The sequence below is a fragment of the Kitasatospora sp. MAP5-34 genome (genome assembly GCF_029894335.1).
In the GTDB taxonomy this organism is placed as follows: Bacteria; Actinomycetota; Actinomycetes; order Streptomycetales; family Streptomycetaceae; genus Kitasatospora.
Window position 1 is genome coordinate 13,736 of the sequence record NZ_JARXZC010000011.1, and the last position, 21,738, is coordinate 35,473.

Here is a 21,738-nt window from a genome sequence, read left to right on the forward strand (position 1 = left end):
CCTTGGATGATCAAGGTCTGAGGGGGCCGATGCCGAGTTGGTATCGGGAGCACCGGGCCCGCCGACGGCTTCGGGGCGCATACTGGAGTCAATGACCAGGACAGCCGCGGCCCGGCGCTCTCTGCCCACCAGTCCCTTCAAAGCCCAACCAGTTGCCCCGATCGAGAACTACGAAGTCGGGGACCGAGTGAATCACGACCGGTTCGGCCTCGGCCGGGTCATCGGTGTTGAGGAGGAGGTCGCCGTACTCGTCGACTTCGGTTCTCACCAGCAGCGATGCCGTAGCCCGTACGCCAAACTGGTCAAGCTCTGAGACCAGCAGATCAGGCAGCGTCCACCACAGGTGGGCGCTGCCTGTCGTTTGCCCCCTGCGTGGTCCGGCGTCCCTGACCGGCCCGACGCGGGTCCGTCGAGCGCCGCGCGTCGGTGCCGCGCCCCTCGCCGCCACGTCCTTCGGTGCCGCGTCGGGTGTCCATGACGCGCCGGGCGTCGTCCGTCCGGCGTCCCTGGCCCGCCCGGCGGCCGTAGTCGCCGCTGCCCCGGCGCGGGCGCTCGATCACCGGGTCCGGGATGGTGACCGGGATGCCGGAGGGCTCCTGGGCGCCCGTGATGCGGCTCAGCTCGTCGTCGGTGGAGTGCACCCGGGCCGAGTGCGGGGTGATGCCCGCCGTGGACATCAGGCGGGTCATCTCGCGGCGCTGGTTGGGCAGTACGAGCGTGACCACCGTGCCGGACTCGCCGGCCCGGGCGGTGCGCCCGCCACGGTGCAGGTAGTCCTTGTGGTCGGTCGGCGGGTCGACGTTCACCACCAGGTCCAGCCCGTCCACGTGGATGCCCCGGGCCGCGACGTTGGTCGCCACCAGCGCGGTGACCGTGCCGCTGCGGAACTGCTCCAGGGTGCGGGTGCGCTGCGGCTGGGACTTCCCGCCGTGCAGCGCGGCGGCCTTGACGCCGCTGGCCAGCAGGTCGGCGACGAGGCGGTCGGTGCCGTCCTTGGTGTCCAGGAACATGATCACCCGGCCGTCGCGGGCCGCGATCCGGGTCGCGGTGGCGGACTTGTCGCCGTTGGCCACGTGCAGCACGTGGTGCTCCAGAGTGGTGACCGCGCCCGCTGACGGGTCCACCGAATGGGTGACCGGGTCGGAGAGGTAGCCGCGCACCAGGCGGTCGATGTTGCGGTCCAGGGTCGCGGAGAACAGCATCCGCTGCCCGTCCCGGTCCACCTGGTCCAGCAGGGCCGTCACCTGCGGCATGAAGCCCATGTCGGCCATCTGGTCGGCCTCGTCCAGCACGGTGATCCGGACCGCGTCCAGCTGGCAGTCACCGCGCTCGATCAGGTCCGCCAGCCGCCCGGGGGTGGCCACCACGACCTCGGCGCCACGCCCGAGGGACTGCGCCTGCCGGCCGATCGACATCCCGCCGACCACCGTGGTGAGCCGCAGTCGCACCGAATGGGCGTACGGGGTCAGCGCGTCCGAGACCTGCTGGGCCAGCTCGCGGGTCGGCACCAGGATCAGGGCCAGCGGACGCCTCGGCTCGGCCCGCTCGCCGGCGATCCGGGTGAGCAGCGCCAACCCGAAGGCCAGGGTCTTGCCGGAGCCGGTCCGGCCGCGCCCGAGCACGTCCCGCCCGATCAGGGCGTTCGGCAGGGTGGCGGCCTGGATCGGGAACGGTGCGGTGAGGCCCTCGCGGGCCAGCAGGCGCAGTACGGGGGCGGGCAGGTCGAGTGCGTCGAAGGTCTCGACGGGCGGCAGGGCCGGGGTGGTGCTCACCGGCATGGCGAATTCGGTCTGCCGGGACGGGCCGGAGCGGCGCCCGGAGGAGAAACGTGAGTTCGAACGGAATGTGCGGTCGCGGTTCAATGGAACCCTTCCTCGAAGGCGGCACGTATCGAGGAGGACATTGCGGCGCTGGCCGCACCGAGGTCGACACATACGGGCCGTGAATTGATCGAAGCGTGGACGGAAAATGCCGTGCTGGATGCTTCGCTGGCGGCCCGGAAGAAGCTGCGAGGTGACAGCAGCGTGTGAGGACCGATGTGCGGGGTGTGCGGTATGACTAACCGCATGGTGTGACTAATGCGGTGAAAAGCGCGGGGCCCGCACCGAAATGAGGGCCCCGCAGCGCGTGGCCTACGCCACGCACACCATCAGATGATGGTGATGTTCTCGGCCTGCGGGCCCTTCTGGCCCTGCGTGACGTCGAACTCGACCTTCTGGCCCTCGGCGAGCTCGCGGAAGCCCTGGGCGTTGATGTTCGAGTAGTGGGCGAAGACGTCAGCGCCGCCACCGTCCTGCTCGATGAAGCCGAAGCCCTTCTCGCCGTTGAACCACTTCACGGTACCGGTAGCCATATTTTTCTCCTTCACAGGGGGGCAGTCACCCAGGTCCGGCAGAAAACCGGCTAAAACAGAAATGCGCCCGGACGGTTACAACCCGTCAGGCGCACATAGGTTCATGGGTACCAAAACTGCAACTAGTCAAATTCTAGCAGAGGCGCGAGGGAAGTGCGGGTATTGCCGAGGCGGGATCCTGGCCGCGAGTCCGTCGCGCGCTGGCACAATGGCCGGGTGATCGACGCCAGACGGTTGCGGACCCTGCGGGCCGTGGCCGACCACCGGACCGTGACGGCTGCCGCCGCCGCGTTGTACCTCACCCCCTCCGCCGTCTCCCAGCAGCTCGCCGCCCTGGAGCAGGAGACCGGGCACCATCTGCTCGCCCGCGACGGCCGGGGCGTGCGGCTGACGGCCGCCGGGGAGATCCTGCTCGGCCACGCCGACCTCGTCCTCGCCCAGCTGGAGCGGGCCGAGGCGGATCTCGCCGCGTACGGCTCCGGCGCGGCGGGCGAGGTCACGGTGGCGGCCTTCGCGACCGGCATCACGCTGGTACTGGCCCCCGCGATCACCGCGCTCGCCGGCTCGGCGCCCGGACTGCGGCTGAAGGTACTCGACGCGGAGGGGGACGCCAGCCTGCCGATGCTGCTCGACAGCCGGGCCGACCTCGCCGTCGCCGTCGAGTACCGGGGCGCGCCCCGGGCGGACGACCGGCGGCTCACCCGCGTCCCGCTCTACGCCGAGCCCTTCGACGCGGTGCTGCCGCTCCCGCACCCGCTGGCCGCCGGCACCGGGCCGATAGCGCTCGCCGAGTTGGCCGCCGAACCCTGGATCGGCCCCTACCCCGGCAACCCCTGCCACGATGTGGTCCTGCTGGCCTGCGAGCACGCGGGGTTCCAGCCCCGGCTGGTGCACTCCTCCGACGACTTCCGCGCGGTGGTCGCGCTGGCCTCGGCGGGCGCGGGCGTGGCGCTCGTCCCGCGCTCTGCCCTGCGCGGCGCCGACCTCACGGCCGTCTCGGTACGGCGGGTGGACAGCGAGCTCGCCACCCGCAAGGTCTTCGCCGCCGTACGCAGCGGGGCGGACCAGCACCCGCTGATCCGCCCCGTCCTCGCCGCGCTCACCGCCGCCGCGAGCGGCCTCTCGGAGAGCTGACAGACAGTCATGCTCGGACAACTGACGTCCAGTCAGCAGAAGCTGATGCAGCGTCAGTCCGTGATCTCCACGCCCTTCCAGAAGGCGACGTGGTCGGCGATGTGCGCCGCCTCGGGCAGCGGGTCGGGATAGAACCAGGCGGCGTCCGGGTTCTCCGCGCCCGCCACCTGGACGGTGTAGTAGGAGGCGTTGCCCTTCCACGGGCAGTGGGTCGTCGTCGCGGAGGGGCTCAGGAACGCCATCCGCACCGCCTCCGGGGGGAAGTAGTGGTTGCCCTCGACGATCGTGGTGTCCGGACTCTCGGCGAGGATCTCGCCGTTCCAACGCGCAGTGGCCATGGGCCTATTCTGCCCGAGCCCCCGGCATCCGGTCCGGTCTCTCGGCATCCTGACTGATCAGCATCCTTTCTGGCATATGCTGCTGACGCGGCTGGGTCCCGCAACGGTGCGGGGCGGCCACCGGACCCCGGCAGGAGCGCACCGATGAGCGACCATCACGACCCCGACCACCACGACCTCGAGCACGGCACCGACGGCCTCGGCGGCGAGACGATCCCGGTGGGCGTGATCGGGCTCGGCGACATCGCGCAGAAGGCGTACCTGCCGGTCCTCACCGCGATGCCCGGGCTGGACCTGCGCCTGATGACCCGCGACAAGGCCAAGCTGGACCGCCTCGGCGACCAGTACCGCATCGCGCACCGCTACACCGACCTCGGTGAGCTGATCGACAGCGGCCTGCGGGCCGCCTTCGTGCACGCCGCCACCGACCAGCACGTCCCGATCGTGGAGCGGCTGCTCGGCGCCGGGGTGGACGTGTACGTCGACAAGCCGCTCGACCACACCCTGGACGGCGCCCGCCGCGTCGTCGACCTCGCGGAGCGGACCGGCCGTTCGCTGATGGTCGGCTTCAACCGCCGCCACGCGCCCGGCTACCTGCTGGCCAAGGAGCGCCCCCGGGATCTCATCCTGCTGCAGAAGAACCGCGAGGGTGTCCCGGAGGCGCCGCGCACGGCGATCTTCGACGACTTCGTGCACGTGGTCGACACGCTCCGCTTCCTCGTCCCGGGCGAGATCGAGCACGTCGACGTCCGCTCGCGGACCCGGGGCGGTCTGCTGGAGCACCTGGTGCTCACCCTGGCCGGGGACGGCTTCACCGCGCTGGGCGTGATGAACCGGGTCAGCGGCTCCACCGAGGAGATCCTGGAGGTCTCCGGCAGCGACAGCAAGCGCGTGGTGCTCAACCTCGCCGAGGTGATCGACCACAAGGGCCAGCCGACCGTCCGCCGACGTGGCGACTGGGTCTCCGTCGCCCGCCAGCGCGGCATCGAGCAGGTGGTCCAGTCCTTCCTGGACTCCCTCCGGGCGGGCCGGGTGCTCCCCGCCCGCGACGCGCTGCGCACCCACGAACTGTGCGAGCACATCGTCGAACAGGTCGAGGCTCAGGCCCGCTGACGCTCCCTGGCCGGCCGGTCGTCCGGGAGCGGCCGGCTGCTCCCACCCCGGCGCCTGGCGGCCCGGCCGTTCAGGTACCGGTTGAGGAGGACGTGGATCACCACCGCGTACGCCCAGCCGGCCAGGATGTCGGTGACGAAGTGCTCGCCGAAGTAGACCAGGGTGAACCCCATCGCCAGCGGGTAGGCGGCGAGCAGGACGCGCAGCTTGCGGCCCGCCCTCGCCCAGAAGAAGAGCGCCAGCATCATCGGGTAGGCGGCGTGCAGCGAGGGCATGGCGGCGACGTCGTTGTCGAACCGGCTGCCGTTCTCGAAGAGCGAGCCCGCGCGCGGCAGGCCGCTGTAGCTGAAGACGTCCTGCACGATCCGGGTGACGGCCGGCATGTGCCCGTTCACGGCGGTCAGCCATGGCGGGTCGGCGGGGTAGAGCACGTAGGTCGCGAAGCCCAGGAACGTCACGGTGAGGTAGAGCGCCAGCAGCCGCCGGTAGCGCGGGTCCTGCCGCCGCCAGAGCACGGCGAGCAGTATGAACACCACGAAGAAGTGCGACATGTAGACCACGGTGCCCGCGTAGTCGTACCAGTGCGGGTGGGAGGGGGTCCAGAGCCAGTGCTGCAGCCGGACGGTCCAGGCCTGCCCCGCGCCGAGGAACCGGTCGATGTCCAGCTGCGGTCGGTACCGGACCGGCCAGGGAGTGTGGGCTCCGTAGCCCCGCAGCAGTGAGTACGTCCAGACGGCCGCCATCACCGGCAGCCAGTCCCGCAGTATTCGCACCCACCCGAGCCGGTGCCCGCTGTGCACCGCCGCCGCGATCAGTGCGCCGATCAGCCAGCAGAACACGATGTCGTTCGCGTACGGGAGCCCGTAGGTACGCAAGTACCAGACCAGGGCGGTCGCATACACGGGCCAGGCCAGCAGCCGCACGGGGGAGCGGCGGGGGGGCGCGGCCGTCCTGGGGAGCGGACGGCTCAGGGTGCGTTCGGCGTGGATCAGACGGCTCACTACGGGCGCTTCCTTCGCGTGGGGTCACGTAGGTTGGGCCGGGTCACCGTAGCAATCTCGTCCAGGAATCGTCTGCCTGTTCACCCGCGCAGAAATCGCCCGTACCAGCTGAAACCGGGTAAACGGCCCGGCGCGGTGGCCGAGTTGTCCCGGAGTTCCAGGGTGAGGCCGCGCGAGTCTTAATGAATAAATCATGGTCGGTGTCGCGAACCCGAAGCGTCGCGTGACGTGGGCCGCAGGCGCCCGCCGGTGCCTGCGGCCCACGAGAACCGGGGCGGAGCGGATGGGCGGTACGAAGCGGCGCGGTCTGCCGCACCGCATCGCACCGCTGGCGCATTCTTCGGCTTACCGCCGGGCCGTGGCAACGGGCTGAGCCGGTCTCGGACGTGCTCGGACATTCCCGGACGGGCCTGGACGACGGTTCGTCCCCGGGCAACGGAACGGGGCCGGCGCGCTGTGGTGAGCAGCGCCGGCCCCTCTCTGCCTGGCGTTCGAGTGTGAGGCGGGGTCAGCCCGCGTTGACGCAGGTGTTGCCGTACGCCGGGTTGAGTGCGGCGAGCACGTTGATGCTGTTGCCGCAGATGTTGATCGGGATGTGGACCGGGATCTGGATGACGTTGCCGGACAGGATGCCCGGTGAGCCGAAGGCGACGCCATTGGCGTTGGCGTCGGCACTGGCCACCCCGGCCGTACCGAGCACGAGCGCACCAGCGGCGCCGGCGAGTACGAGAGCCCTACGGATGTCCTTCATGAGTCTTCTCCATTCCAGAGGGGATGGTGCATAGTCATGAGCAGGCCGCCGCCGGCCGTGACGGCAGGGGCGGCCCCCGAGTCAGTCTTGGCGCTCGCGGCACCGCGCGCTCGCCGGGCGCACCGTGGGTTCACCCACCCGGGCGGTGCGCGGGTCCCGGGGCTCGGCCATCGGTGGGAAGCCGGTCCGGGCCGGGCGGTGCCGGACGGGACGCTCCGGGGTCCCGGCAGTAGCCTGAAAAACGTTTCACCCGTTCGTCCGTTGGTCCGTCCTGGCTTGCCGTCCGAGTGAGAGAGCGGGGTGGGCGCGATGTCCAGACCCTCCGGCAGTCCCGTACCGGCCGCACCGTCGGTCACCGGTTCCGGTGCGGGGGAGAAGGGGCTCAAGGGCGGCGCCCTCGGTCTGTTCTCCTCGGTGGCGATCGGTCTGGCGTCCACGGCTCCCGCCTACAGCCTGGCGGCGACGCTCGGGGTGATCGTGGCGGGGGTGGGGCTGCAGGCCCCGATCATCACGATCCTCGCGTTCATCCCGATGCTGCTGATCGCGTACGCCTACAAGGAACTCAACGCCTCCGACCCCGACTGCGGCACCACCTTCACCTGGGCGGCGCGGGCGTTCGGCCCCCGTACCGGGTGGATGGGCGGCTGGGGCATCATCGTCGCCGACATCATCGTGATGGCGAACCTGGCCCAGATCGCCGGGATCTACGGCTTCCGGCTGATCGGGCTGGATTCGCTCGCCGCCGACAAGGTGTGGACCACCCTGGCGGGGGTGGTCTGGATCATCGTGATGACGCTGATCTGCTACATCGGCATCGAGATCTCGGCCGCCCTGCAACGCTGGATGCTCTGCATCGAGATCGCGGTGCTGGTGCTGTTCTCCATCACCGCGCTGGTCAAGACCTACCGGAGCAACGCCCCGGCGACCGCCATCCATGTCTCCGGCTCCTGGTTCAACCCGTTCAACGTCTCCTCGGCGACCGCGCTGACGGCCGGGATCCTGGCCGCCGTCTTCATCTACTGGGGCTGGGACACGGCGCTCTCGGTCAACGAGGAGACCGCCGACAGCGCCCGCACCCCGGGCCGGGCCGCAGTCATCTCAACGGTGCTGCTGCTGGTGATCTACGCCCTGGTCGCCACCTCGGCGCAGGCCTTCGCGGGCGTCGGCAAGGACGGCATCGGGCTGGCGAACCCCGCCAACTCGGGGGACGTGCTCTCCGGCCTCGGCAACGCGGTCTTCGGCAGTACCGGGCTGGGCTGGTTCCTCACCAAGCTGCTGATCTTCATGGTGCTGACCTCCTCCGCCGCCTCCACCCAGACCACCATCCTGCCCACCGCCCGTACCACCTTCTCGATGGCCACCCACCGCGCGCTGCCCGAGCAGTTCGGCCGGGTGCACCACCGGTTCCTCACCCCGACCTGGTCCACGGTCGGCATGGGCCTGGTCTCCATCGCCTTCTACGTCCTGCTGACCGCGATCAGCGGCAACGTCCTGACCGACTCGATCGCCTCGGTGGGCCTCGGCATCGCGTTCTACTACGGCCTCACCGGCTTCGCCTGCGTCTGGTACTACCGCCGGGTGCTCACCCGCAGCGTGCGCGACTTCGTGTTCAAGGGGTTGTTCCCGGGGCTCGGTGGGCTGAGCCTGTTCTACTTCTTCTGCTACGGCGCCTTCGACGTCTACGCCAAGCCCGACTTCGGGGCGACCTCGATCAACCTGCCGATCTTCGGTCAGACCGGCGGCGTGACCGTGATCGGCATCGGTGCGCTGCTGCTGGGCGGGGTGTTGATGCTGATCCAGTGGGCGGTGCAGGGCTCCTGGTTCCGTAACCCGGACGTGCCGGTGAGCGCCGCCGACCCGGCCGACGCGCCGTACTGACGGCAGCCGTCAGCAGGTGGTGTTGGAGGCGACCTGCCGGTAGTCGGTGAAGACGACCGGCCCGCCGACCAGCTCAGGAGAGTAGACGGCCTCGAAGGCACGCACGGCGTCCGAGCTGCCGTGGGCGGCATGGGCCTGCTCGTCGGCGAAGATGAAGAGGTGGACGAACTTCGTCGGATCGTCCTCCTGCTGCCAGGCCGAGTACATCCTGGTACCGGGCTCGTTCGCTTCGACGTACCGGACGAGGTCTCGATCGCCGCCGCGACCTTGGCCACGGCGGACGGCTTCACCTGGTAGTGAGCAGTCTGTTGAAGTGCTCTCCCGGCTGGGGCCGGGAGATTCCTACTTGCCTTGCGGCAGTGGGTTTGACGTGCTTGGCGCGCCTGACGACTGCCCTTCCGGCAGCCGGGATGAGCACGTGGCCCATCCGGTACAGGTGCAGGATGTTCCGGGCTGCGTTGTGGTCGGCGTTGCCGGTCCAGCCGCAGCCGGTATTGCCGCCTCCTACGCTCGTGCGACCGGCCAACAGTTCCAACGTACGCCGCGCCCCCAGGCTTTGCCGGTCGGTCTAAGCTGCCGAGACCGGGCCGACGCCGTGTCAGGCCGTCGAACGGGGATGAACGCTTTGCACTTCGCGCTGGCATACCGGCAAGAGCCTCGCTGCCCCGTCTTCCTGAACGGGATGATCCACGAGGAGTTCTCGGACGACGGCTACGACAGGCCGATGCAGTACGACTGGCACTACGCCCCCGGCAACGCTCCGCTGGCGGACCTCCCGCCCGAGCTGTGGCTGATAGCGAAGAACCGCGCGTACGACTTCGACTTCCACTCGTCGTTCGGCGGGCAGGTCGTCAGCGGTGAGTTCCTGTCCCTGATGCGGTCCACCGAGACGGGCAGTTGGCAGGCCGCCAAGCTGCACGCGGTGTCCACGAAGGGCAGGCGGATCTCCGCGAAGGACTACTTCTTCGTGAAGTTCCCGCGCGCCGAGCTGTTGAAGGCCGAGGAGGTGGTCGACCTCGAGCGGTCGAGAATCGACTTCCGCAAGGACGGGCAGATAAAGAAGGTCTGGGAGCTGCGGTTCAGGAAGCCGGTGGAGCGCGACCTGTTCTTCGTCGACTGCCCCTCCCTCCTGGACATCGCGTTCTGCTCCGAGCGATTCGCCGACGCCGCCCGGCGGTTCGGGCCGAGGGGTATCGAGTTCGTCGGGCTGCCTGACGTCGGGGCAGTTCAGGGGGCGTGACCACCCGGCTGTCGGCTGCTCAGGGTCGGCCGGACATCAGCTGGTTCGGGCTGGCATTCGGCGTTCGCCGGTTGTTCACGCCCCTGCTGCCCAACTTCCTACGTGAGGTGTGGCGGGCTCGGGAGGATTGCCACTGCGGTCGCTTCTCTGTCGTGCGGCCGTACGGGGTGGACGCGGCGTGCTGAACGATCGGGTTCGGGCGGTCGGTTGGTGCCTGCCGCAGCCCTCACCTCCGAGCACGTGAACCAGAGTGGAAGGCACTGACCCGATGGCTGTCGAACTCCCCGAGCCGCTCCAATGGGTCCTGCTCCTTCTGGCCGGAACGCGTTGGCCGGAGGCGGACGAGGGCCAGTTGCGTGACATGGCCGACCACTGGCGGAAGGCCGCCGCCCAGTTGCAGGATGCCTCGCACGCGGCTGATGCCGCGATCAAGCAGGCGCTGGAGGGTCAGCAGGGCGTTGCGGCGGACGCGTTGGCCAAGCACTGGGCCGACTACTCCGTGGGTAAGGGGACCGAGCAGGACCCCGGTTATCTCCCCGGCACGATCGCCGCCTGCAACGGCATGGGCGACATGCTGGAGGGCATGGCGAATTCCGCCGAGACCGCGAAGATCCAGATCATCGCGCAACTCGGCATCCTGGCCTTCGAGTTGGCGACGGCGGAGGCGGAGGCGGTGCCGACGCTGGGGGCGTCGATGGCGGAGATCCCGGTGTTCGTGGGGATCACGCGTGAGGTGGTGCAGCAGTTCCTGAAGACGCTGCTGAAGGAGGCGCTGGAGCACGCGGTCAAGCAGGCCGTGCAGATGGCGGCGATCAACCTGCTGGCGCAGACCATCGAGCTGGCGCAGGGTCACCGCAAGAGCATCGACATGAAGGAGCTCGGCCAGAACGCGCTGGGCGGCGCGGTGGCCGGTGCGACCGGGCATCTGTTGGGCAAGGGCGTCGGCGCGGCCGGTGCCAAGATGGGCCTTGAGGGCGCCATGGGCTCCACGGTCGGCAAGATGGCCACCGGCGCGGCCGTGGGTGTCGGTACGGACGCTGCGACGCAGTTGATCACGACGGGTCACGTGGACGGCAGCAGTCTGCTGGGGTCGGGCCTCAGCGGCGCCGGCGGCGCGGGGCTCCACGCGGGTGCGGCGGCGGCGAAGGCGCACTTCAACGAGGCGCCAAAGCTGCCGCCCGAGGGGGCCCTCGGCGGCGCGGAGGGGGAGCACGGTGCTCCGGTGACATTCAAGTCCGGCACGGACAGTGGGGCGGGGACGGCTACCGACAGTTACCGAGGGCCCGGGGTGTCGGCGGGGGATGGCGAGGGTGGCGGTACGTCCGGCCTGGGGGGCTCCAACGGGCTGTCGGCGTTCGGATCCGGGCGTCCGGCGGGCTCCGAGCGTCCGTCTGCGCAGGAGTCGAGCCTCTCCGACGGCCGTACGCCCAGCGCTCACGACACCACGCCCGCCCCGGATCCGGCCCTGACCCGTGAGGAACCGCCGCTGCGCGACAGCAGCGAGGCACTGCAGCCCACCGCCGAGGCGACCCCGGCGGCGCGTGAGGTGCCGTTGACGGAGACGACTTCCGCTCAGGAGGTGCCGCTGCATCAGAGCGAGCCGCAGGCGCCCGTCGGCGAGGAGATTCCCGCACACGAGGCGGCGCCTGTCGCCGAGGCGACTCCGGTACAGCAGGAGCAGCACGTGCAGCAGGAGCAGTCCGGCGCTGCTCCGGTCCGGGACGTTGGGGCGCCTGATCTGCAGCAGGCGGGCCGGCCGGTCTCGTTCGCCGATCCGGGCGGGTCCGCGTCGGTGTCCCACGCGTCGCCGGAGCTGGGTTCGGAGGCCGGGCACCTCGGTGGTGCTGCTCCGCTACCGGACGTGCACACCTCCGGGCTGGACAACACCCACCTCGACGGCGTACGTATCGCCGGCAGCCCGGCACCGGTCCGTACGATGTCTGCGGACCGCACCGGCCCGTCGCCCGACGACGCCGCAACGCCGGCCGTTGCCGACAACCCGGCCGGGACGGCTCCGCTGAACCAGGCGTCCCCGCTGGGCGGGGGATTCGCACCCCCGCCGATGGGTGCGTCTGCGGGTGGTCACTCGACGTCGGCGTCCCGTCCGACCGAATCGAGCACCCCGTCGCCTCCGCCGCCCGCGAGTGCCCCCGTCCGCACCGGCCGGGTCGGGTCCTCCGGGGCGCCCGGAGCCGGGTTGGGCGCCCGCCCGAGCCGGGGGACCGGCGTCGGCGGCAACAAGCGGACGCGCGAGGACGAAGCGGGCCTGCAACTGGGGCGCGTCCAGCCGTCCCGACCGGCGGGCGAACTCCGTACGCCGACCGGGAAGAGGTCTCATGACGATGCGTTCGGCAGCGAGTCCGAGCGCCCGGCCACGCCCCTGCGGGAGCGACCGATCAGCACGCCCAGGAAGCTCCGGGACAGCGACGCGTCGAGTGGCCCGGTGCACGACACCGTCGCGTCGGGCGGCAAGCGCCCGCGTGCGGACGACCCGGCGGCCACGGGCGCACCCGCCCCGAAGCGGCAGCGCACACCCGCGTACGAGAACACCGAGGCCGTCCTGCGCGACCGTGGGCTCGAACCGCCCACCCGGGAGCAGCACCAGGCGCTGGTGGACCACCTCCACGAGAGCGAGAACGCGGGCGAGCGCTTCCCGCGCCCGTCCGAGGAGTTGCTGAAGCTGGTCAACCCGCACGAGACCAGCCTCGACGGCGGCAATCTGCACAGCTGCCTGGAGAACACCGAGGCGCTGCGGGACACCCACTACGGCCGTCCCCGCCCGGCGGCCTGGCCGCAGGAGGCCCGCGCGGAGGACGGCGCGGCGATGACGCTGCTGAAGCGTCACGGGATGCCCCGGGAGTTCGGATCGGACCAGCGCGGGATCGACTCCCTGCTGGACCAGGTGAAGAAGGCCGGACCGGGGACGTTCTCGACGGTCCTGTTCGGCCGGGGCGGGGAGGAGGGGCACGCGCTGGCCCTGATCCACGGCCCCGACGGGACACTCCGCTGGTCCGACCCGAGCATTCACCGGACCTGGGAGGCCGAGCCGGGCGCGGCGCCCGGTCGGTTCGCGGAGGGCCGGCAGGTCTGGGCGGCCACCTCCGGCCCGCACGAGCAGGATGTCGACGGCGGCACGGCCGACCACACCCTGCTGGAGCCGGGCGCGGCCCGCTTCGGCAGCCCGACGTCGGACGGCAAGAAGCCGGCGACCGGCTCCTCCTCGTCCGAGAACCACGACGACCCGACCACTTCCGGGATCGAGCTCGCTGACCTGCACCCGGCAGAACCGACGGCCGCCGAGTCCACGCTCGCGCCCAGGCCCGAGACCGAGACCGAGACCGAGCCCGCGCCCAGGCCCGAGCCCGTCCCGGACACCGTCATCCCCGAGATCCGGGTCACCCCGCCCTCCGAACTCTCGGGGCCGCATCCGTCGCTCCGGCCCACCGACTCCTCGCTCCGCTCCTCCGACGACGGAGCCGGGCTCGGCGGACCCACCGACCACCCCGGGACGCCGCGCCGCGACGACCCCGCCTTCGCCCCCACCACCCCGATCGACCCGGCCAGGGTGCTGACCGCGCCGTCCCGCGTGACCGCGTTCGAGACGCTGGGTGGCGGGGACCTGCTGGTCAGCCTGCACGAGGGCGACTCGGTGGTGCTCGACCGGATCACCGGCCTCTTCCAGGACACCTTCGGCCTGGACGCGCCCGCCGCCAGGACGATGGCCGAGGGCTTCTTCAGTGCGTCGACCCTGCGGCCCGAACTCTCCTCGCTCTCCCGGGGCAATGTCGTGGAGGCGCCGTTCAGCGGCAACGGCTGGGAGGGCAAGGTCGCCGTCACCGCCAGCGTCAAGCGGCTCGACCACATCAACACCGCCGACGCGATGGAGCAGGAGCACGGTTCCGAACAGCAGTCCGCGATCGGCTCGTTCGACGGCACACGCTGGCGTTCCACCACCGGTCTGCAGCTCGGGACCAAGGGCGCGGTGGGCTCCTACACCGTGCCGGCCGAGCACCTCCACGACTTGAACACGGACCGGGTCCGGATCGACGCCGACCGGGTGATCAGCCGCGCGAAGACCGTCGCGCCGGTCGGGCTGTTCGCCGGGACTCTCGAACTGAAGGTCGACTTCAGTCAGTTGAAGAAGAACGGCCGGCCGTTCGAGACGCCCACGGGCGCCCACGAGGAGAGCCTCGACATCGGCGCCACGGTTGGTATCCCGGCCCGGGACTGCCTGGACGCGGACGGGCTGCCGCAGCCGGTCGCGGACCACTTCCAGCTGCCGGAGCGGGTCGCCCAGGGCCAGGGCCTCGGCGCGGCCGTCGTGCTGGACGTCTGGTCCGGTCGCAACCCGGACAGCGGCCGGAACGGTATGACCGAGGTCGTGAGCGGAATCGACGGGCCGGGGCAGGAGTTCTTCGGCGGGCTCTGGAAGGACACCAAGGCCAAGCTGCTCGCGGAGGTCGACGTCACCCGGCTGCACCAGGAACTCCGGGGCATGATGGCCGGTCAGAAGATCCACCTCGAAGTCACCGACGGCACCGGTCTGGTGAAGGGTGCGGTGGAGATCAGCGCCGACCTGGACAGTGCCTGGCAGAAGGGTGTCACCCCGCCCAAGACCGAGTTCAACTTCGGTACGGGAGTTGCTCGTTCGAGCTCGAAGCAGGTGACCAGCAGCGACGCGGTCACGCTGCCCCTGACCGGCCAGGGAGCGTTGGCGGCTGCCAAGCCCGGTCTGCTGGCCGGCAGTTCGAGTGCGCAGTTCGCGCGTGACCGGGTGGGCATCACGGGCAACGGGTACGAGGTCACCTCGACGACCAAGACCAAGGAGCCAGGGGTCGTCTTCGACGGGGTCGCCGCCCTGAAGTTCGAGTTCACCAAGTCGACGCCGCTCGGCACCACGCACGGCGAGGCCGACTCCAGGATCGGCTTCAGCGCGCTCATCCCGCAGGCCGACGCCCGCCGGGTCGAAGCGCCGACCACCGAGGGCGGAACCCGTTCGTCGGACCCCACGCTGTTCGAGGCCGACCGGACCAAGGCGCCGACCCCGGCCGCGCCCAAGCAGTTCCCGGTCGGCGCCGACGTCCTCCGGCCACCGGCCGACGTCTGGCGGGGCGGGCTCAAGGACACCACCACCATCCGAGACCTGCGCGACATCAGGCCCCTGCACGCCGAGTTGAACGCCCACGGCGAGCGACTGCTCGGCAAGAGCGAGTGGGAGGGCGTCAAGCAGGACGTCCTGCAGGCCTTCAGCCATCCGAAGGTCTCGTCCCGGCTGGTCTCGATGACCCGTGACCTGCGCCTGGAGGCCCCGGAGCAGACCGTCGGACTGCTCCGGCACAAGGTCAAGGTCAGCGCCACCGCCCATGTGACGGAGATGGCGTACAACCGCACGGTCAAGGACGCCGAGCGGAACCCGGTCAGCGAGGTCACCACCTTCGAGGCGGACCGCTACCTGCTCTCGGACGCGAAGACCTTCCAGGGCCAGGCCGGCGGCGGCGGTCAGTTCGACGCCACGCACGGCCTCAGCGGCCAGGCGTCGGTCAGCCGGCAGGTGCGCGAGCGCGACGGCCTGCGCGCCGGCACCTCGGGGAAGACCTACTCGAACGGCAAGTACAGTGAGGCGCAAGGGCTTTACGAGTCGAAGGTCGGGGTCGACGTCACGGTCAGCGTCGACGGCAGGGACCACACCTTCACCGTCGAACTGCCCGCCGAACTCAGCCTGAACGCCCGGGACTGCCTGCCCGGCGAGGTGGGCGAGGACGGTCACGCGGTCTTCCGCCCGGGGGACGCCGAGCCCACCGAGGCCGCGCCGGCGCAGCACCTGCCGCCCGCCGAGGAGTACGGTGCGCCGCCCCGGCTCGCCAAGGGCCAGCTGTCGGCGTCCGACGTCGTGGACAGCCTCGGACGCGGGGACACCGAGGTGCTCCGCACCATCGAGGGGACTCTGACCAGGCACGCCGGTGCCATCCCGGACAAGGCGCTGATGGACCTCCGGGAGGCGTTCGACCCGTTCGCGCTCAAGCCCCGGCTGTCCGGGCTGACCCGTGGCGGCGAACTGGTCGAGGAGGTCTCGGTCAACGGCTGGCGGGGCCGGATCAAGGTCACGGCCGTGCTGGAGGACGACTTCAAGCACACCAACACCGTCAAGGCGTACGAGTTCCAGCAGGGCGTGCAGTCGCGGACGGCCTCCGGTGTGGCCGGTGACACTCAGACGACCACCACCGTCGGTGCGTCCGCCACCGCGAACCTGCCGCACGCCCAGGTCAGGGCGAACTACGCGCACAGCAGCGTCCACACGCAGGGTCACACCGTGGACCGGCGAGCCGGCACGGTCAACACCGGCAAGTCGGTCGAGCCGGCCGGGGAGTTCGCCGGCACGACGAAGTTCAAGGTCGAGTTCGACCTGCACAAGCTGGGCTCGTCGTTCCCCGAGCGGCATGCCGAGGTGCCGGTCGAGACGACGGTCGCGGTGCCCCTGCGGCACGCCCTGCCGCCCACCGTGCACGAGGGAGAAGTCCTGCCGCAGGAGGGCTCGCACGTCCCGGCCCGGGTCGAGACCACGCACCGGCTCGGGGACACCGACATCGTCCACAACGTGTTCCACCTGGAGCCTGGTCGGGACGGGCTGTCGGCGAAGGAACTGACGGTCCGTCAACTCAACGCGCCCGGGCGCAACGTGCTGGGCTCGGACTGGGGCGGGATGAAGAAGAAGGTCCTCGCGGCCCTGGAGCCCGACCGGTTGCAGCCGCAGCTGAAGTCGATGATGGCGGGCCAGGAGACGGTCATCAAGCACGGCCGCTCCACCGTCCGGATCTGGGCGTCGGTCGGCGAGCTGGAACACGTCGGGGACAGCGCCCAGGTCGAGTTCAACGCGGGCACCAACATGCAGCACTCCTTCGCGAGTTCGGACGGCGCGACCGCGTTCGGCAGGGGGAAGGGTGACACCGTCACGGTCACCGCGCTGGGCACCTCCAACCCCCTGCCGCACGGCCTGGCCGTCGTCGGTGGCGGCGGCGTGACCCACGGCCGGGGCACCGACGAGCAGGACGTACAGGCGCGTACGACGACCTCGGGGATGACCGGCAAGTCCAAGCAGGGCGGCTCCGACTTCACCGGCAAGGCCGTCCTGCACTACTACATGGAGCGGGCGCCACTGCTCCCGGTCGGCGGGCAGCACAAGGTGGCCCCGGCCGAGGAGCCGATCCGCGGCTCGCGCTGGAACCCGACCTCCTGGCCGGGTGCGGCCAAGCGCGGTATCAGACAACTGACCAGTCCCACCAGAGGTGTCGGCAAGACCGAGATCGGCTTCGACGCACTGGTCGAGACGGGCGCCACGGCCAGGTCCGACAGCCCCTGGCCGTTCACGGCCGACACCGCCGACCGGACGCCCCGGCGCTTCGACCTGGCGCCCGGCGAGGAGCAGCCGGTGCCCGTACGGGTCCCGCCGGCCCGGATCTGGGACGGTCCGCGCGACATCGACGTGATGCGCTGGGCGGGCGACGTCCATGGCGTGCAGGACGTGCTGCGGCTTCGCGGGCCCGAGTACTTCGGCGCGCGGAACTGGAAGCGGATGGAGAGCGCGGCGCGCAACACCCTCAGCCATTCGCAGCTCTCCGCCCGCTTCCCGGAGGAGATCACCACACCGGGCGCCGACCGCCGGAGGCTGGTGTCGAACGGCGGCGTGAAGGCGTCGATGGAACTCGTCAAGCTGGAGTACCGGGCCACGGACAAGAAGCTCGAACTCAGCCCGATCAACGAGTCGTCCACCTCCACCGCCCGGACCGACCTGGACTGGAAACTCTGGGGCGGACAGGCGCAGCTGGGCGTCACGGGCAGCCTGCCCGGCCTCGGGGAGGCCAGTGTGACGGCCAGCGCAGGCGTCCAGCGCCGCACCCGCCAGGGCGACTCAGCGGCGGACGGCGGGCGGGCGATGTCGCACGCCAAGTTCAACACGCCGGTCTCGGTGTTCGACGGCTACGCGAAGGTCACGCTGACCTTCTTCGACGGCAAGCGGGAGCCTCTCGTCGAGCACGGCCTGATCCCGGTCAGCATCGAGATACCGGACACCGAGTGCGCGCCCGCGACCGTGATGAGCGACCACTACCTCGCCTTCGACCCCGCCCACCAGACGGGCGAGGCCATCTCGCTCCGCCCGCCGGAGCCCGCCCCGGAAGCGACTGCCCCGGAAGCGTCCACCCCGGAAGCGTCCGCCCCGGCGGAGGTCGGCCCGGAGCCCGTGACCCCGACGGGCGTACTTCCGCTGACTCCGGCTTCGGTTCCCGCGATCGCGCCGCAGCCAGTCGTGCCGCCGGTGCCCGTCACCCTGGCGCAGCTCACCGACCCGCTGGCAGCGCTGAAGGAACCGGAGCCCACTGTGGAATTCCAGGGGCTCGCCGCCTCGATCGAGACGCACCTGCCGCGATCCGGTCGGTCCGACCACCGCGACTGAGCCACCGGGGTTCTGGCACAGAGCAACAGTCAAGAGTGGTGGGTGAGCCGAGTTCAACTCTTGTGCTGCTGCTTGAGGCTGGGCGGGGCGGGGCCTGAAAACAAGCATGCATGCTTGCTTTCTTTGTGGCGCGGTGCCAGGCTGCTCCCGAGGGCGGACGGTTGGGTGGCTTGGCGGCTGGGGAGGCTTGCGGTGCTGCGGATCGGCAATGCGTCAGGGTTCTACGGGGACAGGTTCGCCGCGTTCCGGGAGATGCTCACCGGGGGCCCGCTGGATGTCCTCACGGGTGACTACCTGGCCGAGCTGACGATGTTGATCCTCGCCCGGGATCGCCTGAAGGACCATCAACTCGGTTACGCCAAGACCTTTCTGCGGCAGCTGGAGGAGTGTCTCGGCCTCGCGGTGGACCGTGGTGTGCGGATCGTGGTGAACGCCGGTGGACTCAATCCGGGCCGACTCGCCGACGCGATCGGCGAGTTGGCGGACAAGCAGGGCATTGCCGTGCGGGTCGGCCACGTCACGGGCGACGATCTGTTGCCCCGAGCAGAGGCGTTGGGCCTGCCGAACGGGCTGCTCGCCGCCAACGCCTACCTCGGAGCCTGGGGTATCGCCGAGTGTCTGCGCGGTGGCGCCGACATCGTGGTGACGGGCCGGGTCACGGACGCGGCGCTGGTCGCCGGTCCGGCGGCCGCCCACTTCGGTTGGGGGCCGGGCGACTTGGACGCACTCGCGGGTGCGGTGGTCGCCGGACACGTGCTGGAGTGCGGTACCCAGGCGACCGGCGGCAACTACGCGTTCTTCCGCGAGCACGACGTGACCCGTCCCGGATTCCCGATCGCCGAGATCCACGCCGACGGTAGCAGCGTCATCACCAAGCACCCCGGCACCGGCGGCGCGGTCACCACCGAGACCGTCACCGCCCAACTGCTGTACGAGACCGGCGGTGCCCGCTACGCCGGGCCCGATGTGACGGCCCGCCTCGACACCGTCCGGATCGGCCAGGACGGGCCCGACCGGGTCCGGATCGACGGCGTACGCGGCGAAGCTCCGCCGCCGACCCTCAAGGTCGGTCTGAACCGGATCGGCGGCTGGCGCAACGAGGTGCTCTTCGTGCTCACCGGGCTGGACATCGAAGCCAAGGCCGAGTTGGTCCAGGAGCAGGTCGCCGCCGCCCTGGACCCGGCCCCCGCCGAGGTCCGCTGGACACTCGCCCGGACCGACCACCCCGACGCCGCCACCGAGGAGACGGCCTCCGTACTGCTCCGGCTGGCCGTCAAGGACCCTGACCAGAAGGCCGTCGGACGGGCCGTCGGCACGGCCGCGGTCGAACTCGGCCTGGCGAGCTACCCGGGGTTCCACCTCAGCGCACTGCCTGGTCCGGGCACGCCCTACGGCGTCTTCGAGTCCGGGTACGTGCACGCACACCTGGTCGAGCACACGGCCGTCCTACCCGACGGCACCACCGTCGTGCTCCCGCCGCCGACGGTCACCTGCGAGCTCGCCCCCGCCGAACAGCCGCCCCTGCCGGACCCGTTGGCCCCCGGGCCGACCCGGCGGGCCCCGCTCGGCCTGGTGGCCGGCGCCCGCAGCGGTGACAAGGGCGGCGATGCCAACCTCGGCGTCTGGGCCCGCACCGAACCCGGCTGGCGCTGGCTCGCCCACACCCTCACCGTCGACCTGCTCCGCGAACTCCTGCCGGAGGCAGCCGGGTTGGAGATCAGCCGACAGCTGCTCCCCAACCTCCGGGCGGTCAACTTCACCCTCACCGGACTGCTCGGCCAGGGCGTCGCCGCCCAGGAGCGCTTCGACCCGCAGGCCAAGGCGCTGGGGGAGTGGCTCCGCGCCCGGCACCTCGACATCCCGGAGGCCCTGCTGTGACCGTCCTGCCCACCCGCCTCGACCCGGCCGGCCCCGAGTACGCCGCCCACCGCGCCGCGATGCTCGCCAAGCTCGCCGACCTGGACACCGAGCACGCCAAGGCGCTGGCCGGTGGCGGCCCCAAGTACGTGGAACGGCACCGCAGTCGGGGCAAGTTGTTGGCGCGCGAGCGGATCGAGCTGCTGATCGACCCGGACTCGCCGTTCCTCGAACTCTCCCCGCTCGCCGCCTGGGGCAGCGACTACCCGGTCGGCGCGGCGCTGGTCACCGGGATCGGCGTGATCGAGGGCACCGAGTGTGTGATCACCGCCAACGACCCGACCGTGCGCGGTGGTGCCAGCAACCCGTGGACGCTCCGCAAGGCGCTGCGCGCGAACGAGATCGCGCTGCGCAACCGCCTTCCGCTGGTCAATCTGGTCGAGTCGGGCGGCGCCGACTTGCCCAGCCAGAAGGAGATCTTCATCCCCGGCGGGGCGCTCTTCCGCGACCTCACCCGGCTCTCCGCCGCCGGAATCCCCACGGTGGCCGTGGTGTTCGGCAACTCCACCGCCGGTGGCGCGTATGTGCCGGGGATGTCCGACCACACCGTGATGGTCAAGGAGCGGGCCAAGGTCTTCCTCGGCGGGCCGCCCCTGGTGAAGATGGCGACGGGCGAGGAGTCCGACGACGAGTCGCTCGGCGGCGCCGACATGCACGCCCGTACCTCGGGCCTGGCCGACCACCTCGCCCTGGACGAGCCGGACGCGCTGCGGATCGCCCGCCGGATCGTCCACCGCCTGCACTGGCGCAAGCCCGGACCTGACCCTGACCTCGCCGCCGCACCGCCGAAGTACGACGAGGACGAGCTGCTCGGCATCGTGCCCGGTGACCTCAAGGTGCCGTTCGACCCGCGCGAGGTGATCGCCCGGATCGTCGACGGCTCCGACTTCGACGAGTTCAAGCCGCGCTACGGCACCAGCCTGGCCACCGGCTGGGCGAACCTGCACGGGTACCCCGTCGGCATCCTGGCCAACGCGCAGGGCGTGCTGTTCAGTGCGGAGTCGCAGAAGGCGGCCCAGTTCATCCAGTTGGCCAACCAGCGTGACATCCCGTTGATCTTCCTGCACAACACCACCGGCTACATGGTCGGGCAGGCGTACGAGCAGGGCGGCATCATCAAGCACGGCGCGATGATGATCAACGCGGTCTCCAACAGCACCGTCCCGCACCTGTCCGTGCTGATGGGCGCCTCGTACGGCGCCGGGCACTACGGGATGTGCGGACGGGCGTACGACCCGCGCTTCCTGTTCGCCTGGCCGAGCGCCAAGTCAGCGGTGATGGGCCCGCAGCAGCTGGCCGGGGTGCTGTCGATCGTCGCGCGGCAGTCGGCGGCTGCGAAGGGGCAGCCGTACGACGAGGACGCCGACGCCGCGATCCGGGCGATGGTCGAGCAGCAGATCGAGGCGGAGTCGCTGCCGGTCTTCCTCTCCGGCCGGCTCTACGACGACGGGGTCATCGACCCCCGCGACACCCGCACGGTCTTGGGTATCTGCCTCTCCGCGATCCACAGTGCCCCGGTCGAGGGCGCGCACGGCTACGGCGTCTTCCGGATGTAGGGGCAGGA

Annotated in this window: 13 protein-coding genes and 2 pseudogenes; 8 read left to right on the top strand and 7 right to left on the bottom strand. The window is 70.8% G+C overall.

Going from position 1 to position 21,738, the window contains the following annotated elements:
• Positions 1-91 precede the first annotated feature (91 nt).
• Positions 92-313: a hypothetical protein gene (locus P3T29_RS12185; protein ID WP_280716389.1), complete on the top strand. Its 222-nt coding sequence runs from the start codon at positions 92-94 to the stop codon at positions 311-313.
• Positions 314-323: 10 nt separating this feature from the next.
• Here P3T29_RS12185 and P3T29_RS12190 read toward each other — a convergent pair whose 3' ends face one another.
• The gene (locus P3T29_RS12190; protein ID WP_280716390.1) at positions 324-1,862 is read right to left on the bottom strand and encodes a DEAD/DEAH box helicase; all 1,539 of its coding nucleotides are present in this window, start codon (positions 1,860-1,862) and stop codon (positions 324-326) included.
• A gap of 287 nt (positions 1,863-2,149) precedes the next feature.
• Entirely contained in the window at positions 2,150-2,353 is a 204-nt protein-coding gene (locus tag P3T29_RS12195) for a cold-shock protein (RefSeq protein ID WP_280716391.1), read from the bottom strand.
• Positions 2,354-2,569: 216 nt separating this feature from the next.
• Between P3T29_RS12195 and P3T29_RS12200 the strand changes: the two genes are divergently transcribed.
• Positions 2,570-3,487, top strand: coding sequence for a LysR family transcriptional regulator (locus P3T29_RS12200; protein WP_280716392.1), 918 nt, complete (start codon positions 2,570-2,572; stop codon positions 3,485-3,487).
• 53 nt (positions 3,488-3,540) lie between these two features.
• Here P3T29_RS12200 and P3T29_RS12205 read toward each other — a convergent pair whose 3' ends face one another.
• Positions 3,541-3,825, bottom strand: a complete 285-nt coding sequence (locus P3T29_RS12205) for a DUF427 domain-containing protein (RefSeq protein ID WP_280716393.1) — start codon at positions 3,823-3,825, stop codon at positions 3,541-3,543.
• 213 nt (positions 3,826-4,038) lie between these two features.
• Between P3T29_RS12205 and P3T29_RS12210 the strand changes: the two genes are divergently transcribed.
• A complete protein-coding gene (locus P3T29_RS12210) occupies positions 4,039-4,938 on the top strand; it encodes a Gfo/Idh/MocA family oxidoreductase (protein ID WP_280716517.1) in 900 nt (299 codons plus the stop codon).
• On the opposite strand, the gene P3T29_RS12215 is transcribed toward P3T29_RS12210, so the two are convergent.
• A complete protein-coding gene (locus tag P3T29_RS12215) occupies positions 4,926-5,939 on the bottom strand; it encodes a phosphatase PAP2 family protein (protein ID WP_280716394.1) in 1,014 nt (337 codons plus the stop codon). The two genes, P3T29_RS12210 and P3T29_RS12215, sit on opposite strands and share 13 nt — an antisense overlap.
• Positions 5,940-6,447: 508 nt before the next feature.
• The gene (locus tag P3T29_RS12220; RefSeq protein WP_280716395.1) at positions 6,448-6,690 is read right to left on the bottom strand and encodes a chaplin; all 243 of its coding nucleotides are present in this window, start codon (positions 6,688-6,690) and stop codon (positions 6,448-6,450) included.
• 309 nt (positions 6,691-6,999) lie between these two features.
• Between P3T29_RS12220 and P3T29_RS12225 the strand changes: the two genes are divergently transcribed.
• Positions 7,000-8,568: an APC family permease gene (locus tag P3T29_RS12225; RefSeq protein ID WP_280716396.1), complete on the top strand. Its 1,569-nt coding sequence runs from the start codon at positions 7,000-7,002 to the stop codon at positions 8,566-8,568.
• 9 nt (positions 8,569-8,577) lie between these two features.
• Here P3T29_RS12225 and P3T29_RS12230 read toward each other — a convergent pair.
• Both P3T29_RS12230 and P3T29_RS12235 read right to left on the bottom strand, forming a co-directional pair.
• Positions 8,578-8,805, bottom strand: a pseudogene (locus P3T29_RS12230) (antibiotic biosynthesis monooxygenase); the annotation flags it as partial.
• 112 nt (positions 8,806-8,917) lie between these two features.
• Positions 8,918-9,055, bottom strand: a pseudogene (locus P3T29_RS12235) (RNA-guided endonuclease TnpB family protein); the annotation flags it as partial.
• A gap of 195 nt (positions 9,056-9,250) precedes the next feature.
• On the opposite strand from P3T29_RS12235, the gene P3T29_RS12240 reads away from it, so the two are divergent.
• The 4 genes from P3T29_RS12240 to P3T29_RS12255 all read left to right on the top strand — a co-directional run bounded on the left by P3T29_RS12240 (position 9,251) and on the right by P3T29_RS12255 (position 21,730).
• A complete protein-coding gene (locus P3T29_RS12240) occupies positions 9,251-9,808 on the top strand; it encodes a DUF1629 domain-containing protein (protein ID WP_280716397.1) in 558 nt (185 codons plus the stop codon).
• 268 nt (positions 9,809-10,076) lie between these two features.
• Entirely contained in the window at positions 10,077-18,257 is an 8,181-nt protein-coding gene (locus tag P3T29_RS12245) for a toxin glutamine deamidase domain-containing protein (RefSeq protein WP_280716399.1), read from the top strand.
• Between the two features lie 192 nt (positions 18,258-18,449).
• On the top strand, positions 18,450-20,135 hold the full coding sequence (locus P3T29_RS12250) for a DUF1446 domain-containing protein (protein WP_280716400.1): 1,686 nt from the start codon (positions 18,450-18,452) through the stop codon (positions 20,133-20,135).
• Complete coding sequence (locus P3T29_RS12255; protein WP_280716402.1) at positions 20,132-21,730, top strand: carboxyl transferase domain-containing protein; 1,599 nt, start codon at positions 20,132-20,134, stop codon at positions 21,728-21,730. The genes P3T29_RS12250 and P3T29_RS12255 overlap by 4 nt, the downstream gene beginning before the upstream one ends.
• The last annotated feature ends 8 nt before the right edge of the window (positions 21,731-21,738 follow it).